The 18699-nt window shown below is 63.0% G+C and carries 20 protein-coding genes; 2 read left to right on the top strand and 18 right to left on the bottom strand.

Annotation, left to right across the window (positions count from 1 at the left end; all coding sequences use genetic code 11):
• Window positions 1-45: 45 nt before the first annotated feature.
• Together HY737_07475 and HY737_07470 are read left to right on the top strand one after the other, a co-directional pair.
• Window positions 46-843: a hypothetical protein gene (locus tag HY737_07475; GenBank protein ID MBI4598220.1), complete on the top strand. Its 798-nt coding sequence runs from the start codon at window positions 46-48 to the stop codon at window positions 841-843.
• Between the two features lie 66 nt (window positions 844-909).
• On the top strand, window positions 910-1746 hold the full coding sequence (locus HY737_07470) for a fatty acid desaturase (protein MBI4598219.1): 837 nt from the start codon (window positions 910-912) through the stop codon (window positions 1744-1746).
• Between the two features lie 47 nt (window positions 1747-1793).
• Here HY737_07470 and HY737_07465 read toward each other — a convergent pair whose 3' ends face one another.
• The 18 genes from HY737_07465 to HY737_07380 all read right to left on the bottom strand — a co-directional run bounded on the left by HY737_07465 (window position 1794) and on the right by HY737_07380 (window position 18679).
• On the bottom strand, window positions 1794-2078 hold the full coding sequence (locus HY737_07465; protein ID MBI4598218.1) for a cytochrome C oxidase subunit IV family protein: 285 nt from the start codon (window positions 2076-2078) through the stop codon (window positions 1794-1796).
• A 3-nt stretch (window positions 2079-2081) separates the two neighbouring features.
• Entirely contained in the window at window positions 2082-2672 is a 591-nt protein-coding gene (locus HY737_07460) for a cytochrome c oxidase subunit 3 (GenBank protein ID MBI4598217.1), read from the bottom strand.
• A 54-nt stretch (window positions 2673-2726) separates the two neighbouring features.
• Window positions 2727-3278 carry a DUF3332 family protein gene (locus tag HY737_07455; protein MBI4598216.1) on the bottom strand — a complete coding sequence of 184 codons (552 nt, stop codon included), beginning with the start codon at window positions 3276-3278 and terminating at the stop codon, window positions 2727-2729.
• Between the two features lie 69 nt (window positions 3279-3347).
• Window positions 3348-4016 carry a TVP38/TMEM64 family protein gene (locus tag HY737_07450; GenBank protein ID MBI4598215.1) on the bottom strand — a complete coding sequence of 223 codons (669 nt, stop codon included), beginning with the start codon at window positions 4014-4016 and terminating at the stop codon, window positions 3348-3350.
• A gap of 431 nt (window positions 4017-4447) precedes the next feature.
• Window positions 4448-5395, bottom strand: a complete 948-nt coding sequence (gene trxB, locus HY737_07445; GenBank protein ID MBI4598214.1) for a thioredoxin-disulfide reductase — start codon at window positions 5393-5395, stop codon at window positions 4448-4450.
• A 186-nt stretch (window positions 5396-5581) separates the two neighbouring features.
• Window positions 5582-6142 (bottom strand): adenine phosphoribosyltransferase, encoded by a 561-nt coding sequence (locus tag HY737_07440; GenBank protein ID MBI4598213.1) that lies wholly within the window; start codon window positions 6140-6142, stop codon window positions 5582-5584.
• Window positions 6143-6155: 13 nt separating this feature from the next.
• Window positions 6156-6971, bottom strand: a complete 816-nt coding sequence (locus tag HY737_07435; GenBank protein MBI4598212.1) for an undecaprenyl-diphosphate phosphatase — start codon at window positions 6969-6971, stop codon at window positions 6156-6158.
• On the bottom strand, window positions 6968-8959 hold the full coding sequence (gene rhaD, locus HY737_07430) for a bifunctional rhamnulose-1-phosphate aldolase/short-chain dehydrogenase (protein ID MBI4598211.1): 1992 nt from the start codon (window positions 8957-8959) through the stop codon (window positions 6968-6970). Before rhaD ends, HY737_07435 begins: the two co-directional genes overlap by 4 nt.
• Entirely contained in the window at window positions 8956-10032 is a 1077-nt protein-coding gene (mtnA, locus tag HY737_07425; protein MBI4598210.1) for an S-methyl-5-thioribose-1-phosphate isomerase, read from the bottom strand. Before mtnA ends, rhaD begins: the two co-directional genes overlap by 4 nt.
• Before the next feature lie 61 nt (window positions 10033-10093).
• Window positions 10094-10927, bottom strand: a complete 834-nt coding sequence (locus HY737_07420; GenBank protein ID MBI4598209.1) for a purine-nucleoside phosphorylase — start codon at window positions 10925-10927, stop codon at window positions 10094-10096.
• Between the two features lie 16 nt (window positions 10928-10943).
• Complete coding sequence (locus HY737_07415) at window positions 10944-11543, bottom strand: thioredoxin family protein (protein MBI4598208.1); 600 nt, start codon at window positions 11541-11543, stop codon at window positions 10944-10946.
• Window positions 11544-11550: 7 nt separating this feature from the next.
• Window positions 11551-12546 carry a HAMP domain-containing histidine kinase gene (locus tag HY737_07410; protein MBI4598207.1) on the bottom strand — a complete coding sequence of 332 codons (996 nt, stop codon included), beginning with the start codon at window positions 12544-12546 and terminating at the stop codon, window positions 11551-11553.
• Entirely contained in the window at window positions 12546-13343 is a 798-nt protein-coding gene (locus tag HY737_07405) for a TatD family hydrolase (protein MBI4598206.1), read from the bottom strand. The genes HY737_07410 and HY737_07405 overlap by 1 nt, the downstream gene beginning before the upstream one ends.
• 27 nt (window positions 13344-13370) lie before the next feature.
• On the bottom strand, window positions 13371-14474 hold the full coding sequence (locus HY737_07400) for an ABC transporter permease (protein ID MBI4598205.1): 1104 nt from the start codon (window positions 14472-14474) through the stop codon (window positions 13371-13373).
• Entirely contained in the window at window positions 14471-15403 is a 933-nt protein-coding gene (locus HY737_07395) for an ABC transporter ATP-binding protein (GenBank protein MBI4598204.1), read from the bottom strand. The genes HY737_07400 and HY737_07395 overlap by 4 nt, the downstream gene beginning before the upstream one ends.
• On the bottom strand, window positions 15400-16131 hold the full coding sequence (locus tag HY737_07390; protein ID MBI4598203.1) for an efflux RND transporter periplasmic adaptor subunit: 732 nt from the start codon (window positions 16129-16131) through the stop codon (window positions 15400-15402). The genes HY737_07395 and HY737_07390 overlap by 4 nt, the downstream gene beginning before the upstream one ends.
• A complete protein-coding gene (locus HY737_07385; GenBank protein ID MBI4598202.1) occupies window positions 16124-17449 on the bottom strand; it encodes a TolC family protein in 1326 nt (441 codons plus the stop codon). The genes HY737_07390 and HY737_07385 overlap by 8 nt, the downstream gene beginning before the upstream one ends.
• Before the next feature lie 39 nt (window positions 17450-17488).
• Window positions 17489-18679: an MFS transporter gene (locus HY737_07380; GenBank protein ID MBI4598201.1), complete on the bottom strand. Its 1191-nt coding sequence runs from the start codon at window positions 18677-18679 to the stop codon at window positions 17489-17491.
• Window positions 18680-18699 lie beyond the last annotated feature (20 nt).

The raw sequence follows: 18699 nt of genomic DNA, 5'->3' as shown, positions 1-18699 counted from the left end.
GATCCCGATAGGAACGCCACGGCATCTATGCTACAATGGCGTGCGATGCTTGACCTCAATCTTGAGCCAATCTCCGACGGGAATCTGGTCTATGTCCAGGATGAGCCGGCCCTGGACATCGCGCTGCCGCAGGTCTTCGAGCAGCCCGAACTCATGACCCTGCAGCGCGGCAAGCTCGCCAACGTCGAAGCGCTGGTGGCGCACATTTTCCGGCGCCAGCAGCAGGAGCCCGAGGCGGCCCTGGGGCCGGACTACCAGGAACTCGTGCTGGAATTTGCGCCGCTGTTCGCCTGGAGCACCGCCTGCTGGGACTATCTGCTCTCCACTGAGGGGTGCCGGTTTCTGCCGCGGGACCAGAAGCACAAAGCCGGTATCCGGGGCGATTATCGCGCGGTCACCGACAAGGATTACTCGCGGATCGTGCACAGCGTCTTCCGCGTCTGCGTCCTGGAGTTCGCCCAGACCCCCGTCGCCCCGTCGCTCGCGCAGTGGCTGCGGCAGCGTTTTTGGCCGTTGATCCTTGAGGCCTACCGGACATTGGAGCAGCCGGCGGATCCGCGCCAGCGCAATCTGACACCGTATAGCTATCTGCGGTGCGCGCCCTACGAATTCCTCAACGACTACCACCAGGATCTGGTCTACACCACGGTCAAGACGCTGCCGCAGCGGCCGCAGCGAGCCATCGACGCCTATTTTCTCAACTTTTTCACTGAGCACGCATCCGCCGAGGCCCTCGCGGTCTCGGCCGAGGACTGCCTCGCCGCTCTGCGCCAGGGGCTGACCATGCTCCTGATCCACCATCGCCTTGTCTATTGTTTATTGCGGCAGATTGAGCGGTATTAGTCGTCGGTCGGATGTGATTGAGGAGGACAGCGTATGGCGAAGATGAAGTGGTCGATTGTGTTCGGGGTGGTGCTGATCCACGCGGGCGCGGTGCTAGCACCTTGGACATTCACCTGGACAGGGTTCTGGATCTTCTTCTGGCTCCAGCTGCTCACCGGGTTAGGCGTCACCCTCTGCTACCACCGGCTGCTGGCCCACCGCAGCTTTCATGTTCCGCGGTGGCTCGAGTATGCGCTCACCGTCATCGGCTCCTTGTCGGTTCAAGGGGGACCGGTGAAGTGGGTCGCGACGCACCGGGTGCACCACGCGTTTTCTGACCGGCCGCAAGACCCCCACAGCCCGAATAAGGGGTTCTGGTGGGCGCACATGCTGTGGCTGTTCCCATACGATGAGGTATTGGACAATCCCAGCAAGTATGAGCGCTATGTGCCGGATCTGGCCCGCAATCGGGTGCACCAATTCATCGAACGCACCCACGTGCTCTACACGGTGCTGCTCGGGCTCATCCTGCTAGCGCTGGGGGGATGGCCGTGGGTGATCTGGGGCGTGTTTCTCCGCACCGCGGTGGTCTGGCATTCCACCTGGCTGGTGAACTCCGCCTCGCACCTGTGGGGCTACAAAACCTTCGACACGAATGAGGGCTCCACGAACAACTGGTGGGTCGCGTTGCTGTCGTACGGCGAGGGCTGGCATAACAACCACCATGCGTATCTGCATTCGGCCGCGCATGGCTTGCGCTGGTGGGAGTTCGACATGACGTACGCGACGATCCGTCTCCTGTCCTGGTTGGGACTGGCCAAGCGGATCCGGTTGCCGCAAGGCAACCCGGCGAAGCTGCCGGCGATGGATCCTGTCGAGGCGCTGCGCAAGATCCGTCTTCCGGTTCCAAGCCTCTCGATCTAACGACGATATCAGATATCGAATTCGATATCTGATATCGCTCTGCGTTCTTAGAGGCGGACGAGGCGGCTGGAGAAGACAACACCGAGGGCAAGGGCGATAATCGTCAGCGGAGCGAGCAGCACGAGGGTGAGCAGGCGCCGATCCATTTTGAGGTGCATGTAGTAGAGGGCCACCAGCGTGGCCTTGATCGACGAGAACAGCAGCACCAACAGCACAATCGTTTGCTTCGGGATGCGCAGCTCAGACAAGAGCACCCCGATGAGCATCAATCCCGCCAACCATCCCCAAATCGCCAAGTAGGTTCTGATGGTGGACTCAGGCGAATCGCGCATCGCTCACAGCAGATACAGCAGTGGAAACAGAAATATCCAGACGATATCGACGAAATGCCAGTAGAGCCCGGCGTACTCCAGCCGGCGGCCCGCATCCTGCCAGAGCGCTTCCGTGCGCGTCAAGGCCAAGATATACAGGTTGAACCCGATCCCCCCGAGCACGTGCAGCGCGTGAAATCCGGTCAGCGCAAAATAGCACGACCAGAAGACGTTCGTCGACGGCCCGATGCCGTGGTGGAACTTGACAGCGTACTCGTGCCCCTTAATGCCCAGGAACGCCGCGCCTAAGGCGACCGTCACGAGCAGCCACAGGCGCAGCGGGCCCATCGCACCCCGCTGAGCCGCGGCGAGAGCCAGCACTACCGTCGTGCTGCTGCAAATCAGCACGAGCGTGTTGACCGTCCCCCAGACGACACTCAGCTGCCCTGCCGGCCCGGGCCAGTGCGCATGGCTCATGCGCAGGACGATGTACGCGGCGATGAGCCCGGTGAAAAACATCACCTCAGACGCGAGAAACAGCCACATGCCCAATTTGCCGTTGGGAATGCCGGTGGCGGTTTGAAGGTCTGAAGACACAGTGTGAGCGTAACTCATCCTCGACATGCGCAGAGCGATATCAGATATCGAATTCGATATCTGATATCGTCGTTATCGGCGCACGGAGGCGAGATGCGGCCCTTCGGTCGCAGGATGGGAAGCCACCGTTTGCCCTTCCCCATTATTGACGACGACCCGGCCATCAGCCAATGATTGGGCCGTCAAGAGCACGTGGCCGTCGGCATCCTCGCCAACCGTCATGCCATGGCGCTCAGTCACCCGGAGTGTTGCGGCCGGACGGCCGCGCTGGAATTGCTCCACGAGGAGCTCGCGGCCTTCCGCGGTGTTGCGGTACGTCAACCAGGCCTCGGCATCGCCGCGGACAATGTGCTTGGTGGCGGGCAGGCTGGCTCCCTTCGGCGGCTCGACAGGGTTCTTCCCTCCCCAGAATTCGATCGAGTTGAAAATTACCGCGTCGCCCAGCGTCGCCAACCCATAGACCGGAGCCCACACCATCACGATGAAGGCAAACTCGCGCACCCACTTGTCTTGAAGATTCCCGTTCCAGTGATACAGGGTCCGCGTCAAATTAAACGGGCCGTAGCATCCGCCCATCAACAACGCCGCCAGCACTCCAGCGCCCAACCGCGTGCTCCGATGCATGGTGTCCTCCTGTGGTGTTCGCTAGCCTACCACACTCTATCCAGCGATGCAATCAGCCCTCGCGTGAGGCTACGGCGCGGCTCCTGCGGCGGATTTCCGCTTCCGCCACGCAGAGGCCGCCATCGACAGGCTGGTGACCGCCACCAGCACGAGGGCCAATTTCCAGATCTGCCGCGGGTTGATCACCGACTCCCCGAGCCACACATACGCCAAGCACCCCGGCAGGATGCCGAGAACACTGCCCAGCATATACGGCATGGGGCGGACTTTGGAAAATCCCAGGCCGTAGTTTTGGAAATCGAACGGGACATTGGGGATCAGGCGAATGAAGAACACCGCTTTGAAACCGTTCTCACCGAGTTGCTGATCGACGGCGGCCACATGCCCCCTCAGCAGATGTTCGACCGCGTCGCGCCCCAGCCATCGGGCGACAAAAAATTGGCTGACGGCGCGCAGCAGCGCCCCGGCCATGGCGTAGAACGCTCCCCACGTATGGCCGAACGCCGCACCCGCCAGGCCCATCGCCACCGTGGCGGGCAGCGGAATCAGGGGCTGGCCGTAGACCGCCAGATACATCGCCGGCGCCCAGATGCCGAAGGAAAGAATATAGGTCCGAATCCGCTCCGGCGAGAAGGTGCCGATATCGAATCCGGCGGCGCGCAATCCGATCCACGCGCCGGCCGCCACGCACGCGACGAGGCTCCATTTCCCCCACCACGCCAATCGTGTCTTACGCATCCAGCAGCGACCGATACTGTTGCAAAAACTGGCGGTCTTTGGGGCGGCCGGCGATTCGCTTGGAACGCTTTCCTGTACCTTGATAATGCCGTATCCAGGCCAACTGCAGCTGGTGCACCCAACTCTTATCCTCCCCATCTTGGGCATTACGCTCCAATTCCAACACGCGCTTATTGAGCTTGGGATCGGAAAATATGGGCCGCCCTCGTTTCCTTTTTTTGACTCTCTTCATAAGCGAGATGTCCGTTGTCGTCTTTTTACAGGGATGGCTTCTGGTCAGTCTCCAGCAGCGGCATGGTTGTGCCATTGGATCCCGGATCGTAACGTAGATACATGAGAAATCCTGTTTGACCGTCTTCTGATTCCACCCAGATCTCATGGAATTGTGAACGATCTTCAGCCATGGATACTTTTACGATTTTCCTAACACTTCAAACTGCCTGATCCGATTCAGCGAGGAAGCGTTCGCAGTCGATGGCGGCCATGCAGCCGGAGCCGGCGGCGGTAATCGCCTGGCGGTATTTTTTATCTTGGACATCGCCGCAGGCAAAGACACCGGGCACCGAGGTTTGCGTTGAGCCCGGTTTGGTGATGATGTAGCCGTCCTTATCTGTTTCGACTTGGCCGGCAAGCATGGCCGTATTCGGCGTAAAGCCGATGGCGTAAAAGACGCCGCCGCAGGGCAGCTCGCGCGTCTGATTCGTTTGCGCGTGGCGCAGCCGGACCGCTTCGACCGCGGTCTTGCCCAGCACATCCTCGACCACGCTGTTCCAGATGACCTCGATCTTCGGATCCTTCAAGACCCGTTCCTGCATGATCTTCGAGGCGCGCAACTCGCCGCGTCGATGCACCAGGTACACCCTCGAGGCGAACTTCGTCAAAAAGTGCGATTCCTCGCAGGCCGAGTCGCCGCCGCCGATCACGACGAGCGGCTTGTTGCGGAACACCGGCAGCGCCCCGTCGCAGACCGCGCAGGCGGACATGCCATGATTCCATAATCTCGCCTCACCCGGCAGGTTCAACCGCTTTGCCGTCGCCCCGGCCGCCACGATGATCGATTCGGCCTTCACCTCATGCGCGGAGGAGGCCACGGTAAACGGCCGAGAGGAGAGATCAACACGTGTGGCGTCTTCCGTGAAGATGCGCGTGCCAAACCGCAGCGACTGCTTGCGCATGTGGGCCATGAGCTCCTGCCCATCAACCCCGTCGGGAAATCCTGGATAATTTTCGACCTCGGTCGTGGTCATGAGCTGGCCGCCGGGGATGCCGCCGGCCGAGAAGCCCTCAAACATCACCGGGGATAAGGCGGCGCGGGCGGTGTAGATCGCCGCCGTGTGGCCTGCCGGACCGGAACCGATAATGACAAGTTTTTCAGCCATCAAGCAAGAGCGATATCAGATATCGAGCGAATGCTCGATATCTGATATCGCCTTTTGGTTAACACGTGCAGCAGGAACAGCTGCCCATCGACTTGCGCTTCGCGGCCGGCTTGCGCGCCGTGCTGCGCCGGGCGGCTGGCCGCTTTGCGGTTTTCCGTCGTGTCGCCATCGCGCGTCCCTCCTGTGTTAATACCGCACCAAGGAAATCACCGGATAGGGTGCTAAGCGCTCGCGCCCGCCCAGCGCGGTCAGCTCGATCAAGAACGCGAGCTCGATAATGTTTCCGCCGCATTGCTCAATGAGGTCGATGGTCGCCCCCATGGTGCCGCCGGTGGCCAGCAGGTCATCCACTAAGAGGACGCGCGAGCCCCTCGAAAATCCATCCTGGTGAATCTCCAGCGTGTCGGTGCCGTATTCCAGCTCGTAGCTGGCGCGAAATGTCTTATGGGGCAGCTTGCCCTTCTTTCTGACGGGGATGACGCCGACTCCAAGCTCATAGGCGAGGGCCGAGCCTACGATCAAGCCGCGCGACTCAATCGCCACCACCGCATCCGGCTTGGTTCCGTGATGGCGCTGAGCCAGCGCATGAATCGCCTTGTGGAACGCCGGCCCGTTGCGGAGCAGCGTCGTGATATCGCGAAATAAGATGCCGGGTTTTGGAAAATCCGGAATGTTCCGGATGTATCGTTTGAAGCCCAAAGGATCCCTCGCAGAGATCGCGCGTTGCCGAGGGGTTGATGTTTTCATGGATGGTTTTCTCCTATCGTCCATAGACCCACACCACGGCGGCCACAAACACGCGGTACCATCCAAACAGTGCGAGGCCGTGGCGGCTGACATACTGGACAAAGCCACGAACCGCAACCGCAGCGACGATCGCCGCGCTGACAAATCCTACGAGGATCGAGAGACCGCCGATCTGCTGCCACAGCGTAGCACCGCCCTTGACGGCATCAAACAGCGTCGCGGCGCCCAACGTCGGCAGGGCGAGCAAAAAACTGTACTCCGCGGCCGCAGCCAGCGGCAGCCCTACCATTATACCGGCCAGGATCGTCGCCATCGAGCGCGAAGTGCCAGGCCACAGGGCCGCGCACTGGGCGATGCCGATGATCAGCGCCTGATGCCTCGTCAGGGACATCATGGTGCGCGGCGACGCGATGCGCTGAGGGCGGCACCAGCGATCCACCGCGATCATGAGCAACCCGCCGAGCGCCATCGCGGCGATGACGGCCCCGGGATGAAACAGGTGCGCCTTGATCGCATGATGCAGCGCTGCTCCGGCCATCGCCGCCGGCAGAAAACTGATCAGCACCTTGATGAGCAGCGCCTGGCCTTCGGCATCTCGGCCAAGCAGACCTCGCCCCATGGCCATGACATGGCGGCGGTACAATCCCACGACGGCAACCAACGCCCCGGCTTGAATCACGACATCAAACGTGTCTACGGCGGCGCCCTGCAGCCGCAGCACGCGGGAGACGAGAATCAAGTGCCCCGTGGAAGACACCGGCAAAAATTCCGTCAAGCCCTCAACTGCACCGAGGATGACGGCGTGGATTGGACCTGGCACCGCCGTCATCGCGGAAATGCCTCGCGTACTCCGCCATCGACGGTGAGGATGCAGCCGGTGGTTTTCGCCGATTTCGCCGAGATGAAAAACGCGACGGCTTCGGCCACGTCTTCCGGCAGCACGCGCGCCTGTAAGAGATTGCGGCCCTGATAATACGATTCGAGCGCCTTGGGCGTGATGCCATAGGACTTCGCCCGAGAGGCCTTGATCGTGTTCCACAAGCCCGAGCCCTCGAAGACGCCATCGGGGTTCACCAGATTCACCCGAATCTGATGTTCGCCGTTTTCAATCGCCAGGATGCGGGCCAGCTGGGTTTGCGCCGCTTTAGCCGCGCTATAGGCGCCGAAATCTTTGCCTGGGGCTAAGACGTTTTTTGACGCAATAAACACGAGCGCACCCCCCAGGCCCTGCGCCTTGAGCAAACGCACGACGGCTCGCGACACCAAGAAATGGCCCGTGGCATTGACAGCCAGACTGCGTTCCCATTGCGAGAGCTCCAATCGATCCACGGCCGCGACGTGCGCGATCCCGGCATTGGACACGAGAAAGTCGAGGCCGCCGAACTGTCGGAGCACGCGATCGAGCGCTGCGTCCACGCTGCGTTCGCTGGTCACGTCCATCCCTAAGCCGAGCGCACACCGACGACCCACGCGCCGATTGATCGCCTCCGCGAGCTGCTCAACGGCGGCGGCGTGAAGATCGGTCACGATGACCGAAGCCCCACGGCTGGCCAGACAGTGCGCGATGGCGCGGCCGATGCCCCCGGCAGCTCCCGTGATCAAGCCGATCTGCCGGGCGAATTCCGGCTCCGGCGGGGCGAGGGTCAGTTTATACAACTCCAGCGGCCAATACTCTACACCGAACGCCTCGCGCGCCGACACCGACGTATAGGCGCCGACGGTTGAGGCATCGCGCATGATGGCCATCGCGTGCCGATAGATCATGGCCACCCGCGCGGTCTCGGCAGCATCCTTCCCTGTCGTGATCATGCCGACGCCGGGAATGAGCATGACGCGCGGGAAGGGGTCTTGCATGGCCTGACCTGTGCGGCGATACGTGAGAAAATAGCGTCGGTGCGCGTCGGCATACTGATGAAGCCGCCGTGCCATGTCGTCGGATGCGCGGGCAATCAGCGGCAAGCGTTTGGTGCGCAGCATGTGATCCGGCGTCGCCGGACCGATGCGGGCGACTCGCGGCATCCGCCGGGCGTTCACAAACTCCAGGATGTCCGGCGAATCCCACACGGTCAGGCTCATGCGCCGGTGCTGGCTGATCACCCGCCGCAGCACCGGCAACCGCCGGCGCAACCAGGCCGAGCGCTCGTTCGGGCTGAGTGCGGCGCATCCCACGGACGACCATGATCGTTTCCGCCGCCGGGCATGAATGAAGCGCTCGGCGCGGGACACCGCGTCGATCGTGCGCTTGAGGCTCGTGCGCCCATCCGGGCCCCAGGTGATGAGGCCGTGTTTCTCCAGCACCGCCCCGTGCGCTTGTGGCTGATCGCGGTAGGCCTCCCAGACGTAGCGCGAGAGCCGAAAGCCAGGCTGGATGTACGGGATCCATAACAGCTCAGGACCAAGAATCCGTCGGGTGAGGTGCCGCCCGCGGCGGGTATTGGCGAGTGCGAGGATCGCATCGGCATGGGTGTGATCCACCGAGGCCTGCGGAATAAACGCGTGGAGCAGCGTTTCCACCGACGGGCGCGGCGCTTTCGGATCCAGCAGACAGCGCTCAAGAAAGCGCACCATCTCCTCATCGCTCATATCGGCGCGCGCAGCCATCCGCTGCAGCGGGGCGAGGGCCAGCGGAGCGAAATGCCGCGCGGAACAATTGTTCAAATCTGCGCCGCTGCCTTTGACCCACAGCACCTCCTGCGGCCGGCCGAAGAGATCCGGCTGCGCGCATTTGATCGAGGTGTTGCCTCCGCCGAAGAGCCCCAACCGCTCCTGCGCTCCAATGCGTCGAGATCGGGCGACGAGCGCCTCAAGAGGAGTCATCGAGTCGCCGCCGCGGTCATCACCTCAGCGATCGCCTGAGGCTCAGGGCGAATCATCCCCCGATCGGTGATCAGGCCGCGAATCAGCGCTGCCGGTGTCACGTCGAACGCCCAGTTGCGCGCTGGGGTGTGCTCCGGGGCGGTGCGCACGCGGGTTTCTGCGCCATCATCGGTCACACCTGATGTCCAGACGACCTCATCAGCGGATCGTTCTTCAATAGGAATCTTCGAGCCTTCAGGACATGCGGCATCGATCGTGGTGGTCGGAGCCGCAACGTAGAACGGAATCTGATGGGCCTGCGCTAACACGGCCAACGCATACGTCCCAATTTTATTCGCCACATCGCCGTTGGCCGCGATGCGATCCGCGCCCACGATGATGAGATCCACAAGTTTTTGCGCCATCGCGTAGCCAGCAGCGGTATCGGGAATCAGCGTATGCGAAACACCTTCTTGCCCGAGTTCCCAGGCGGTGAGCTTCGCCCCCTGCCCGCGCGGCCGCGTCTCATTCACGATCACCGACACGCGTTTGCCGGCTCGATGGGCGACATAGATGGGTGCCAAGGCCGTGCCCCAATCGGCAAACGCCAGCCACCCGGCGTTGCAGTGCGTCATCACGGACGCCCCATCGCGGATGAGCGAAGCCCCCACGATTCCAATGCGCTCGCCGGAGGCGGCGTCTTCATCGGCCATGCGTTGAGCTATCACCACGGCTCGCCGTCGAATCTCGTCGACGGAATGGGCCGACCGCGTGCCGTCGACGATACGCTGCACCGCATAAAACAGGTTCTGCGCGGTGGGCCGCGTGGCGCGGATGATCGCCGCCGCCTGCTCGAGCGCTTCGCGCACGCCGGATGCCGGAGCCAGGAGTGCCGCCTGCGCCATCGCAAAACCGGCCGCGACGCCAATGGCCCCAGCGCCTCGCACGGTCATAGTGCGAATCGCCTCCGCCGTCTGCTGGACTGTGGGCAGCTCAAGAATCTCAAACCGCGCCGGCAGACGGCGCTGATCGATCAGATGCACCGTCGAGCCTTCCAGCCAAACAGTGCGATAAGGGATACCGTTGACTCGCATTCAGGTCAACTGCAAGAGCGATATCAGATATCGAAATCGATATCTGATATCGCCTGTGCAGTTAAAGTCGGGAGATGACGCCCTGCAAGAGCTTGGTGAGCTTGGGTTCGGTGGCCGCAGCGATGCGAAGCAGCTCCTCGATGTTGGCGGGCTTCAGGTGATCCGGATCGCACGCGTCGGAAACGACCACCACAGCCAGCACACGCAAGCCGCCATGCCGGGCGGCCAGCACTTCGGGCACCATCGACATCCCCACCACATCCGCCCCCATCCCGCGCAGCATGCGGTATTCAGCGCGCGTCTCAAGATTCGGCCCGGCCACCGCCGCATACACGCCGTCTGTCAGCGGAATCTTCTGCTCGGCCGCCACCTGGCGGGCCAACTGCTGGAGGGCCGGATCATACGGCTGCGACATATCGGGAAACCGCGGGCCGATCGTCTCATCATTCGGCCCTAAGAGCGGATTCGCCCCCATGAAATTGATGTGATCATCAAGCATCACGAGCGAGCCGGGCAGCATGGCGGGATTCATGCCGCCGACGATGCTCGTCAGCATTAGCGTCTCAGCTCCCAGCGCGCGCACGAGCTGCACCGGATACACGACCTGGGACATGGGATAGCCTTCATAATGATGAAACCGTCCGGCGAGCACGGCCACGCGCTGCTGGCTGATCGTGCCCAGCACGAGTTTGCCCTCATGGCCGGGCGCGGTCGCCTTGGGCATGTGCGGCAGGTCTTCGTACGGGATCTCCGTCTCGACGCGAACCGACTTCGTCAGTCCGCCGAGGCCGGATCCTAGCACGAGCCCAATCTGCGGACGGAACGCCGTCTTCCGCGCGATGGCTTCCAGTGTTTCCTTCAGCTGCCCTGATAATGCCAGCGTCGTGTCGAGCATCGTGACCTCCGAGTCGTTAGTATTTGACCGAACAGCCATACGAGGTGGTCGTCCTCACTGGAATCGGCCGGCCAGCAAGCAGCGCCTCAAGGGATTGCGTCACATAATTGGACGCCGGCGGAGGATCCGACGGATCGACGGCCGGATGATCGTCGATGGCGCCGGCATAGGCGAGCGTCCCTTGAGGATCGATGATGAACATGTGCGGGGTCGTCTTTGCGCCGTACAACCGGCCGGCCGCGCCGTCAGGGTCCAAGAGCATGGCCGTCGCCTTCACCCCATGGGTCGCCGCATAGGTGTTGGCCGCCTCCGGCGCGAGGCGGCCTTGTTTGCCTGGAGCCGAGGAATTGATCATCAGCCAGATGACGCCCCGCGCGGTGTAGGTGTCCTGCAGTCGCTGCATCGCCCCACCGTAATGCCGTTTGACAAAGGGGCAGTCCGGATTCCACCATTCGAGCACCACGATCTTGCCGTGGAACTCCGAGAGGCTTCGGGCGGTGCCGCGCGAATCCATCAGGCGAACATCGGGTGCCGGCGTTCCCGCCTCGGCGGAAGCCACAGCCGTCGTCGGTGCGACAACCAGCAGGCTGGCCAAGACCCAGAGCGATTTCCCCATGGACGTCTCACCCCTTCGCGAGAGGCAATTGCACGATGAACCGGCTGCCCTGGCCGGATTGGCTTTCGGCCCACAGCCGCCCATGGTGCAGCTCCACGATATCGCGCGCAATCGGCAGCCCCAACCCGGAGCCTTCCTCGGTCTGGCTGCCGACGCGCTCAAATTTATCGAAAATCCTGTCCAGATCCTGCTGCTCGATGCCCTGGCCGCTGTCGATGATCTCCACCTGGGCCTCGCGCGCATCGGCGACCATCCGCACGCGAATGCTGCCGACATCCGTGTATTTGACCGCGTTGCCGAGGAGGTTGATGAACACTTGCTGGAGCCGATCCGTATCCCCGGTCACGTAGACCGGCTCCTCAGCCACCTCCATGATCAGGGTCAGCTTGCGCTCTTTCGCGGGAAGGCGAAAGAGCTCGGTAGCGGCGGCGATGATGTCTTGAAGTTTCACGCGCTCAGCGGCCAGCTGGACTTTGCCCGCCTCCATGCGGGCGAGCTCCAGCAAGTCGCGCACGAGCCGGGAGAGCCGGTTCACTTCCTTCTGGCACATCGCAATCGGCTCCATCTGCTCGGCCGTGACCGGGCCGTGGAGCCCATCGCCAAGATTATCGAGCGCGCCCTTGAACACCCCGAGGGGTGCGCGAAATTCGTGCGCCACGTTGCTGACGAAACTCGCCTGCTGCTCATTGAGCTTCTGCAGCTTCGCGTTCGCCTCCACCAAGCGGCGGATCATGTCGCGGATCAGCTCGTGGCCGGCCAGCAAGCCGAGCAAAGCGATGACGAGCGCGATAAAGAAATAGGCGCCGTTGGAGGTAAAGAGGACCTGGACGGAGAAAAACCGCACGGTGATCAAATACGCGCATGTCAGCAGGGGGATGACGCTCATGAGGCTGAAGGCGAAATTAAACCGCGACATGAGATCCTTCACGTCGATCTGGCGCTCGCGCGTGAGGGTGCCGCGCGTCGGGGCCATGACGGGAAGGTCGTGCGGTGCCTGGCGCATCAGCTGATTGTAGCAGATTTATCCGCCAAGCCAAACAGCCGCCGGGCGTTGCGGGTGGTCACGGCGGCGAGATGCTCAAGGCTGCTGCCGCGCCACTGGGCGATATACGCGGCGGTATAGGCGAGGTGCGCGGGCTCGTTTTTTTTGCCGCGGACCGGCTGGGGCGCGAGGAAGGGCGCATCGGTTTCGATCAATACCCGATCATCCGGCACCACGTTGATGAGTTCGCGCAACGCTTGCGCATTGGGAAACGTCACATTGCCGGCGAAGGAAATATGCAACCCGAGGGCCAGCGCGCCTTGGATAAACTCGGGAGGACCTGACGCGCAATGGATCAGGCCGGCCAGCGGTAGCGTCGCCTCCGCCCGCAGCAGCTCCAGCAGCGCGTCATACGCGTTGCGGCAATGGATCAGGATCGGCCGCTTCCGCCGCTGGGCCATCGCCAGAAACGCGCTGAAGATGCGGCGCTGCACGTCAGGATCTCCGGTCTGGCGAAAAAAATCGAGCCCCACTTCGCCGATGGCGACGACCGCGGGATCGGCGGAGAGGGCGTCGATATCTCGAAGCTGTTGCTCGGTTACAAGGTGCGCGTCATGGGGGTGGATGCCCACCGACGCCCGCACCAGAGCACCCTCGGCGCGGGCCATGGCGACATTCTCTCGGCTCGCCTCCAGGCTCGTGCCGATGCTGACACAGCCGACCACGTTGGCGGCGCGGGCGCGGGATAAGACGCCGGGCCGCTCGGCCTTCGACACCAGATCCAGGTGGCAGTGCGTATCAAACAGCTCAAGTGGCATCGGTTGAGGCTCCGGCGGTTCCCATGCTTAGGCCAGGCGCTTGTGGAATTTCAGAATGCTCACCGTGAGGATGCCGATGGCCATCAGGCCCAAGGGAAGAATCTGGGGCCACAAATCCATCACCCCTAAGCCCTTGAGGATGACGCCGCGCACGATCTTCAGAAAATAGGTCAGCGGAATGAGGTTGCCGAGGTAGAAAATCGGCAGCGGCATGGCCTCGCGCGGAAAGATAAAGCCGGACAACAGAATGGACGGAGCGGCGAAGAGCATGATGATCTGCGCGGCCTGCTGCTGGTTCTCCGCGACGGTGGACGCAAACAATCCCAACCCCAAGCACACCGTCAGAAACAGCAGGGTCAGCCCCAAGAGCGTGATCGGATTGCCCCGCACCGGCACATGAAACAAGAGCCACGCCGCGCCCACGACGAGGGTGGCGATCACCATCCCGATCGCCATATACGGGAGCAGCTTGCCGATGATGAGCTCATACGGCTTGATCGGCGTCACCAGCAGCTGCTCGATGTTGCCGCGCTCTTTCTCGCGCACGACGGCCGTCGCGGTGATCATGGGGATCAACAGCTGCAGCAGCAAGCCCACCAGGCCCGGGACCATGAAAAAAGCGCTTTTCAAATCCGGGTTGTACCACATGCGCGGCCGATAATCGATGGGCCGGCCGCTGACGGTGACGAAGCCTTCCTGCTGCACGAAATTCGCGATGATCGCCTGGCCGGTGTTGAGAGCCGCATTGGCCGGATTGGAATCGGTGCCGTCGATCAAGAGCTGCAGCGGCGCTCCGCGGCCGGCGGTGAGATCCTGCGCAAAATGCGTGGGGATGTGCAGGCCGGCCTTGACCCGCCCCAGATCGAGGGCCCGCCGAAGTGCTCGCGGCGACTGGACGCGCAGCGTCACATCGAAGTAGGCCGACTGCTCAAACGTCGCGACGAGGCGCCGGCTCATCGGCGTCTGATCTTCGTCGTAGAGCGCGGTGGCCAGATGCTTGACGTCCGTGTTGATCGCATAGCCGTAAATCGTCAATTGGATGAACGGCATCAGGGTGATGAGAATCAGCGTCCGGCGGTCGCGGAAAATCTGGAGAAACTCTTTGCGCGCCACCGCCCGGATACGGGTCATCCCACTCCCTCGGTCATCGTGGCGAACACATCCTCTAGGGTCGCGGCGATGGGCTGAATCGACCGGATCTCGATCGCTTCTGTGGAGGCGCAATCACGAATCGCCTGCGTCGCCACGGCCGGATCGACGGAGAGATTCAGATGCAGCGTCGTGCCGAAGGCGGTGATGTTCGTCACCCCGGGCAGCCGGCGAAACACCCGGGAGGCTTTCATCAGCGGCGCGCATTCGACTTCGAGGAGCTGGCCGCCCACGCGGGCTTTCAGCGCGTTGGGCGGGCCGATGCTCAGCAGCCGTCCCTGGCTGATGAAGGCAATCTGATTGCATCGCTCGGCCTCCTCCATATAGTGGGTCGTCACAAACAGCGCGATGCCGCCTTCGGCCAGCTGATAGAGCAGCTCCCAGAGCGCGCGGCGCGAAACCGGATCAATGCCCGCCGTGGGCTCATCGAGAAAGAGCAGGCGCGGCTGATGCAACACCGCATTGGCCAGTGCGAGCCGCTGTTTAGATCCGCCGGAGAGCTCCCCAGCCAGGCGGCCGCGCCACTGATCCAACCCGGTGAGCTGCAGGACCTCCTGTTTGCGCTCGCGCAGCGCCGCGTCGCTCAGGCCGTAGATCCGGCCGTAAAACTCCAGGTTCTCTTCCACGGTGAGATCGTGGTAGAGACTGAAACGCTGGGACATGTAGCCGATGGCGGTTTTGACGCGCTCAGGATCCGTGTTGACGTCGAAGCCCGCGACCGTGGCGGCCCCGCTCGTGGGAGCCAGGATGCCGCAGAGCATCCGGATGGTGGTGCTCTTGCCCGAGCCGTTGGGGCCGAGAAAGCCGAAGATCTCGCCGTAGCGAATCGAGAAGCTCACATGATCGACGGCGACCAGCGTCCCGAAGCGCCGCGTCAACTCTCTCGCCTCAATCGCAATCGTCTCGCTCATCGGTCGCCCTTGAGATGGATGATGACATCGGCGGCTACACCAGGGCGCAAGGAGGGATCCGGCTGGTCCACGGTCACCTTTACGGCGAATGTTTGCGTAATCCGCTCTTCGACGGTTTGCACATTGCGAGGCGTAAACTCCGCCTTCGGCGCGATGAAGCTGATGTGGCCGCCGTACGTGCGAGCCAGGCCGTCAAATCGCAGCGTCGCCGGCTGCTGCAAATACACCTGATTGACTTTTCCCTCCGGCACAAACACCCGGACCCACAGGGAGGATCGGTCCCCGATGATGACAATCGGCGCGCCGGCTCCCACCACTTCCCCCGCCTCATGCACTTTGACCAAGACCACCCCGGTCACCGGCGAGACGACCTGTTGGTCCTCGAGCGATAACCCGGCTTGCTCGACGGCTTGTTGCGTGGCCCCGCCGGCCTTGAAGAGCGCCTGGATGCGATCGGCATCCCGCGTGGCTTGGTCGAAGCGATCCAGGGTGGCTAGGACCTGTCCCGCGCTTACCTCATCACCGTCTTGCACCAGCAGCGTGGCCACACGACCCGGCACGCGGGCGCCCACCGCGTGCTCGGTCAACTCCAGCGTGCCGGTCAACTGCAAATCCCCGTTGCGCATCAACCGATCGCATCCTGAGATGAGCAGACAGCACACAGCAAACAGCACACAGGGAGCACCGTTCCTCTGTGTGCTGTGCGCTAACTGCTGTGTGCTAGTCATGGAATTGTGTTCGTGCCAAAGACTCCACGTGGCCCATGGCATGGGCCAGCGTCACTTGCGCCATCCGATAGGTCGCTATCGCATCCGCACGATGGTCTTTCGCGACCATAGCATTCGTCTGCGCATCGACCACATCGAGCTCGCTGCCCAGGCCGCTGCGCAGACGCCGCTGGGCCACCATGAGGTGCGTGGTGGCCAGTTGCAGCAGGGCCGTCTGCGCTTTCACCACCACGGCGGATTGCCGCAGCGTTTCGACGGCGCGCAGCGCCTTCACCTCTGCCTGCTGACGAACGTCATCCAATAGGGTGTGTCCCTCGCGCACGCGGCTCTCGGCCTCGCGGATTCTCGCGAGGCGCTGGCCACCGGCGAAGATGGGAAGCGCGACGCTGGCTCCCACGGTGTAGGTCCCTGCGCTCTCGCTGATGGTCTTGCCGCTCGCGCCATAATCCGCGGAGAGTTTGATGGTGGGAAGGACGCTGGTGCGCTCAGCCGCTTGCTCTGCGGTGCGCTGTGTGAGCGCGCGCTGGGCCACCACAACATCCGGATGGCTCTGCGCCGCGGCCTGTGTTTCGGCAGCGGTCCGTGGTACGGACACGAGGAGATCTTCCTCATCGACCAAGATCAGCGGCTGATCCATGGGCAGATGCAAGGCGGCAATCACATCGAGCTGGCGTTCATACGCGGACGTGAGCGACGATTGCCACCGCGCATGGCTCTCCTCGACATCGGCCTGGGCCTGCTGCACGTCCACATCGGATCCAAGGCCGAGGGCGTGCTGGGTCGACGCAATCTCGAGCCGTCGCTGATCGCGCGTCAACAGGGCATGCGCCGGCTCAATCGCCTGCGCGGCCCGCACCGCCTCGAGAAAGAGCGCCGCCACGAGCGCCATGGCATCTTGCTTGGCTTTTTCGTACTGCGCTAAGGACAATTGCCGGCCGGCGCGGGCCGTAAGGAACCGTTCGAAGGCGCTGACATCAAACAACGTTTGGGTCAGCCCAATGCGCGCATCAAACGAATTAAACGGGCCGATGACCGGATGGCTCAAGGCAATTGGAATGCCCGAGGCTTCAAGGTTCCTCGTCTGGCGGAATTGCGACGCCGAGGCGTCGAGGTGAGGCCACAAGGTGGCGCGCGCTTGCCCGAGGCGAGCCAGCGCTTGGAGCGTTCGCTCATTCGCGGCTAACACCTCGGCGTAGCGTGTGGTCGCGAGCCGGACGGCATCGGCGAGCGTCAGCATGGTTGGCGTCACCGGCTCTTCCGCGGCAAGCCCGAACGGCCGCATCAACAGCACAGCCACGAGCACAAGCACACGAACCAACGTGTGGACTCCTTGGGCGATGCGCCCCGTGCCTACCTCTTACGAGTGAAGGCGCGACGAAACATCAAGACACAGCATCAGCCCGGCGGCGGCTACCGCTGCCAAGACGGCTCCAACGCTGAAGGCCGCCTGCGGCCCCGCATGCTGCCAGAGCGCGCCGAAGAGCAGGCTCGCAGGCAGCAGCCCGATGCCGGTGATGCCATGATACCATCCAAAGGCCGCCCCGCGCATCGACGGCGTTGAAAGATCCGCCAGGAGTGCTCGCTCCGTGCCTTCGGTGCAGCCATAAAACACGCCGTAGAGCGCGAACAACGCCCAGACGTGCCACGGCTGCGTGGCCGCGGCAAACCCGAGATACACGAGCGCGTAGACGCCCCACCCGGCGAGAATCACACGTCTCCTGCCAAAACGGTCTGACTGCGCGCCCAGCGGCATCGAGGATACCATTTTCACGATGTGGAAGACGACCCAGAGCAGCGGCAGCTGCGCGGTCGGCACGCCGAGCCCGGCGGCGCGCAATAAGAGGAAGGCGTCCGTGGAGTTGCCCAGCGTGAAGATGAAGAGGATGAGCAGATAGCGGCGCAAGGCGCCGCTGGGCCATGCCCACGAGAGCGCTGGCGGCGTCGCTAGCGCGCGGCGCTCGGGAGCAGGCTCGCGCACCTTCCAGGCAATGAGTCCCACCGCCAACAGCCCGGGGAGGCTGGCCAGCCAAAACACCACGCGAAGATCATGAACCCACCACGTCAGGAGGGCGGTCGCGAGGAGCGGGCCGATGACCGCGCCGGCATGATCCATCGACCGGTGGAAGCCGAACGCTTTGCCTCGCACTGAGGGTGCGACAGCGTCGGCGATCATCGCATCGCGCGGCGACGTGCGAACCCCCTTGCCCGCGCGATCGGTCAAGCGGATGCACAGGATGTGGGAGGCGCTGGTCGCCGCGGCCACGAGCGGCCGAGAGCACGAGGAGAGGCTGTAGCCCAAGAACACCAAACGGGACCGGTTGCGCACGCGATCCGACCATACGCCGGAGAGCAGCTTCACGATCGCCGCCATGGATTCTGCGGCTCCCTCGATCATCCCGAGCGCCGCCGGGCCGGCTCCGAGCACGGTCGTCAGAAAGATGGGCAGCAACGGATAGATCATTTCGCTGGAGACATCCGTCAAGAAGCTGACGAACCCCAACGTCAGGACTGGCCCCGTAATTCCACGAAAGGGCGACCCATGACTCATGACCCATGACTCACGACGGC

It is taken from the genome of Candidatus Omnitrophota bacterium (assembly GCA_016209275.1).
Lineage (GTDB): Bacteria > Omnitrophota > Gorgyraeia > Aquiviventales > Aquiviventaceae > JACQWM01.
The sequence above is the reverse complement of the archived record's forward strand: the minus strand, read 5'-3'. Positions and strand labels throughout refer to the sequence as shown.

Excerpts from the sequence above, each read along its gene's own strand:
- HY737_07475 (MBI4598220.1), top strand. The coding sequence starts at position 46 with ATGCTTGACCTCAATCTTGAGCCAATCTCCGACGGGAATCTGGTCTAT.
- HY737_07465 (MBI4598218.1), bottom strand. The coding sequence starts at position 2,078 with ATGCGCGATTCGCCTGAGTCCACCATCAGAACCTACTTGGCGATTTGG.
- HY737_07460 (MBI4598217.1), bottom strand. The coding sequence starts at position 2,672 with ATGAGTTACGCTCACACTGTGTCTTCAGACCTTCAAACCGCCACCGGC.
- HY737_07455 (MBI4598216.1), bottom strand. The coding sequence starts at position 3,278 with ATGCATCGGAGCACGCGGTTGGGCGCTGGAGTGCTGGCGGCGTTGTTG.
- HY737_07450 (MBI4598215.1), bottom strand. The coding sequence starts at position 4,016 with ATGCGTAAGACACGATTGGCGTGGTGGGGGAAATGGAGCCTCGTCGCG.
- trxB (MBI4598214.1), bottom strand. The coding sequence starts at position 5,395 with ATGGCTGAAAAACTTGTCATTATCGGTTCCGGTCCGGCAGGCCACACG.
- HY737_07440 (MBI4598213.1), bottom strand. The coding sequence starts at position 6,142 with ATGAAAACATCAACCCCTCGGCAACGCGCGATCTCTGCGAGGGATCCT.
- HY737_07435 (MBI4598212.1), bottom strand. The coding sequence starts at position 6,971 with ATGACGGCGGTGCCAGGTCCAATCCACGCCGTCATCCTCGGTGCAGTT.
- rhaD (MBI4598211.1), bottom strand. The coding sequence starts at position 8,959 with ATGACTCCTCTTGAGGCGCTCGTCGCCCGATCTCGACGCATTGGAGCG.
- mtnA (MBI4598210.1), bottom strand. The coding sequence starts at position 10,032 with ATGCGAGTCAACGGTATCCCTTATCGCACTGTTTGGCTGGAAGGCTCG.
- HY737_07420 (MBI4598209.1), bottom strand. The coding sequence starts at position 10,927 with ATGCTCGACACGACGCTGGCATTATCAGGGCAGCTGAAGGAAACACTG.
- HY737_07415 (MBI4598208.1), bottom strand. The coding sequence starts at position 11,543 with ATGGGGAAATCGCTCTGGGTCTTGGCCAGCCTGCTGGTTGTCGCACCG.
- HY737_07410 (MBI4598207.1), bottom strand. The coding sequence starts at position 12,546 with ATGCGCCAGGCACCGCACGACCTTCCCGTCATGGCCCCGACGCGCGGC.
- HY737_07405 (MBI4598206.1), bottom strand. The coding sequence starts at position 13,343 with ATGCCACTTGAGCTGTTTGATACGCACTGCCACCTGGATCTGGTGTCG.
- HY737_07400 (MBI4598205.1), bottom strand. The coding sequence starts at position 14,474 with ATGACCCGTATCCGGGCGGTGGCGCGCAAAGAGTTTCTCCAGATTTTC.
- HY737_07395 (MBI4598204.1), bottom strand. The coding sequence starts at position 15,403 with ATGAGCGAGACGATTGCGATTGAGGCGAGAGAGTTGACGCGGCGCTTC.
- HY737_07390 (MBI4598203.1), bottom strand. The coding sequence starts at position 16,131 with ATGACTAGCACACAGCAGTTAGCGCACAGCACACAGAGGAACGGTGCT.
- HY737_07380 (MBI4598201.1), bottom strand. The coding sequence starts at position 18,679 with ATGAGTCATGGGTCGCCCTTTCGTGGAATTACGGGGCCAGTCCTGACG.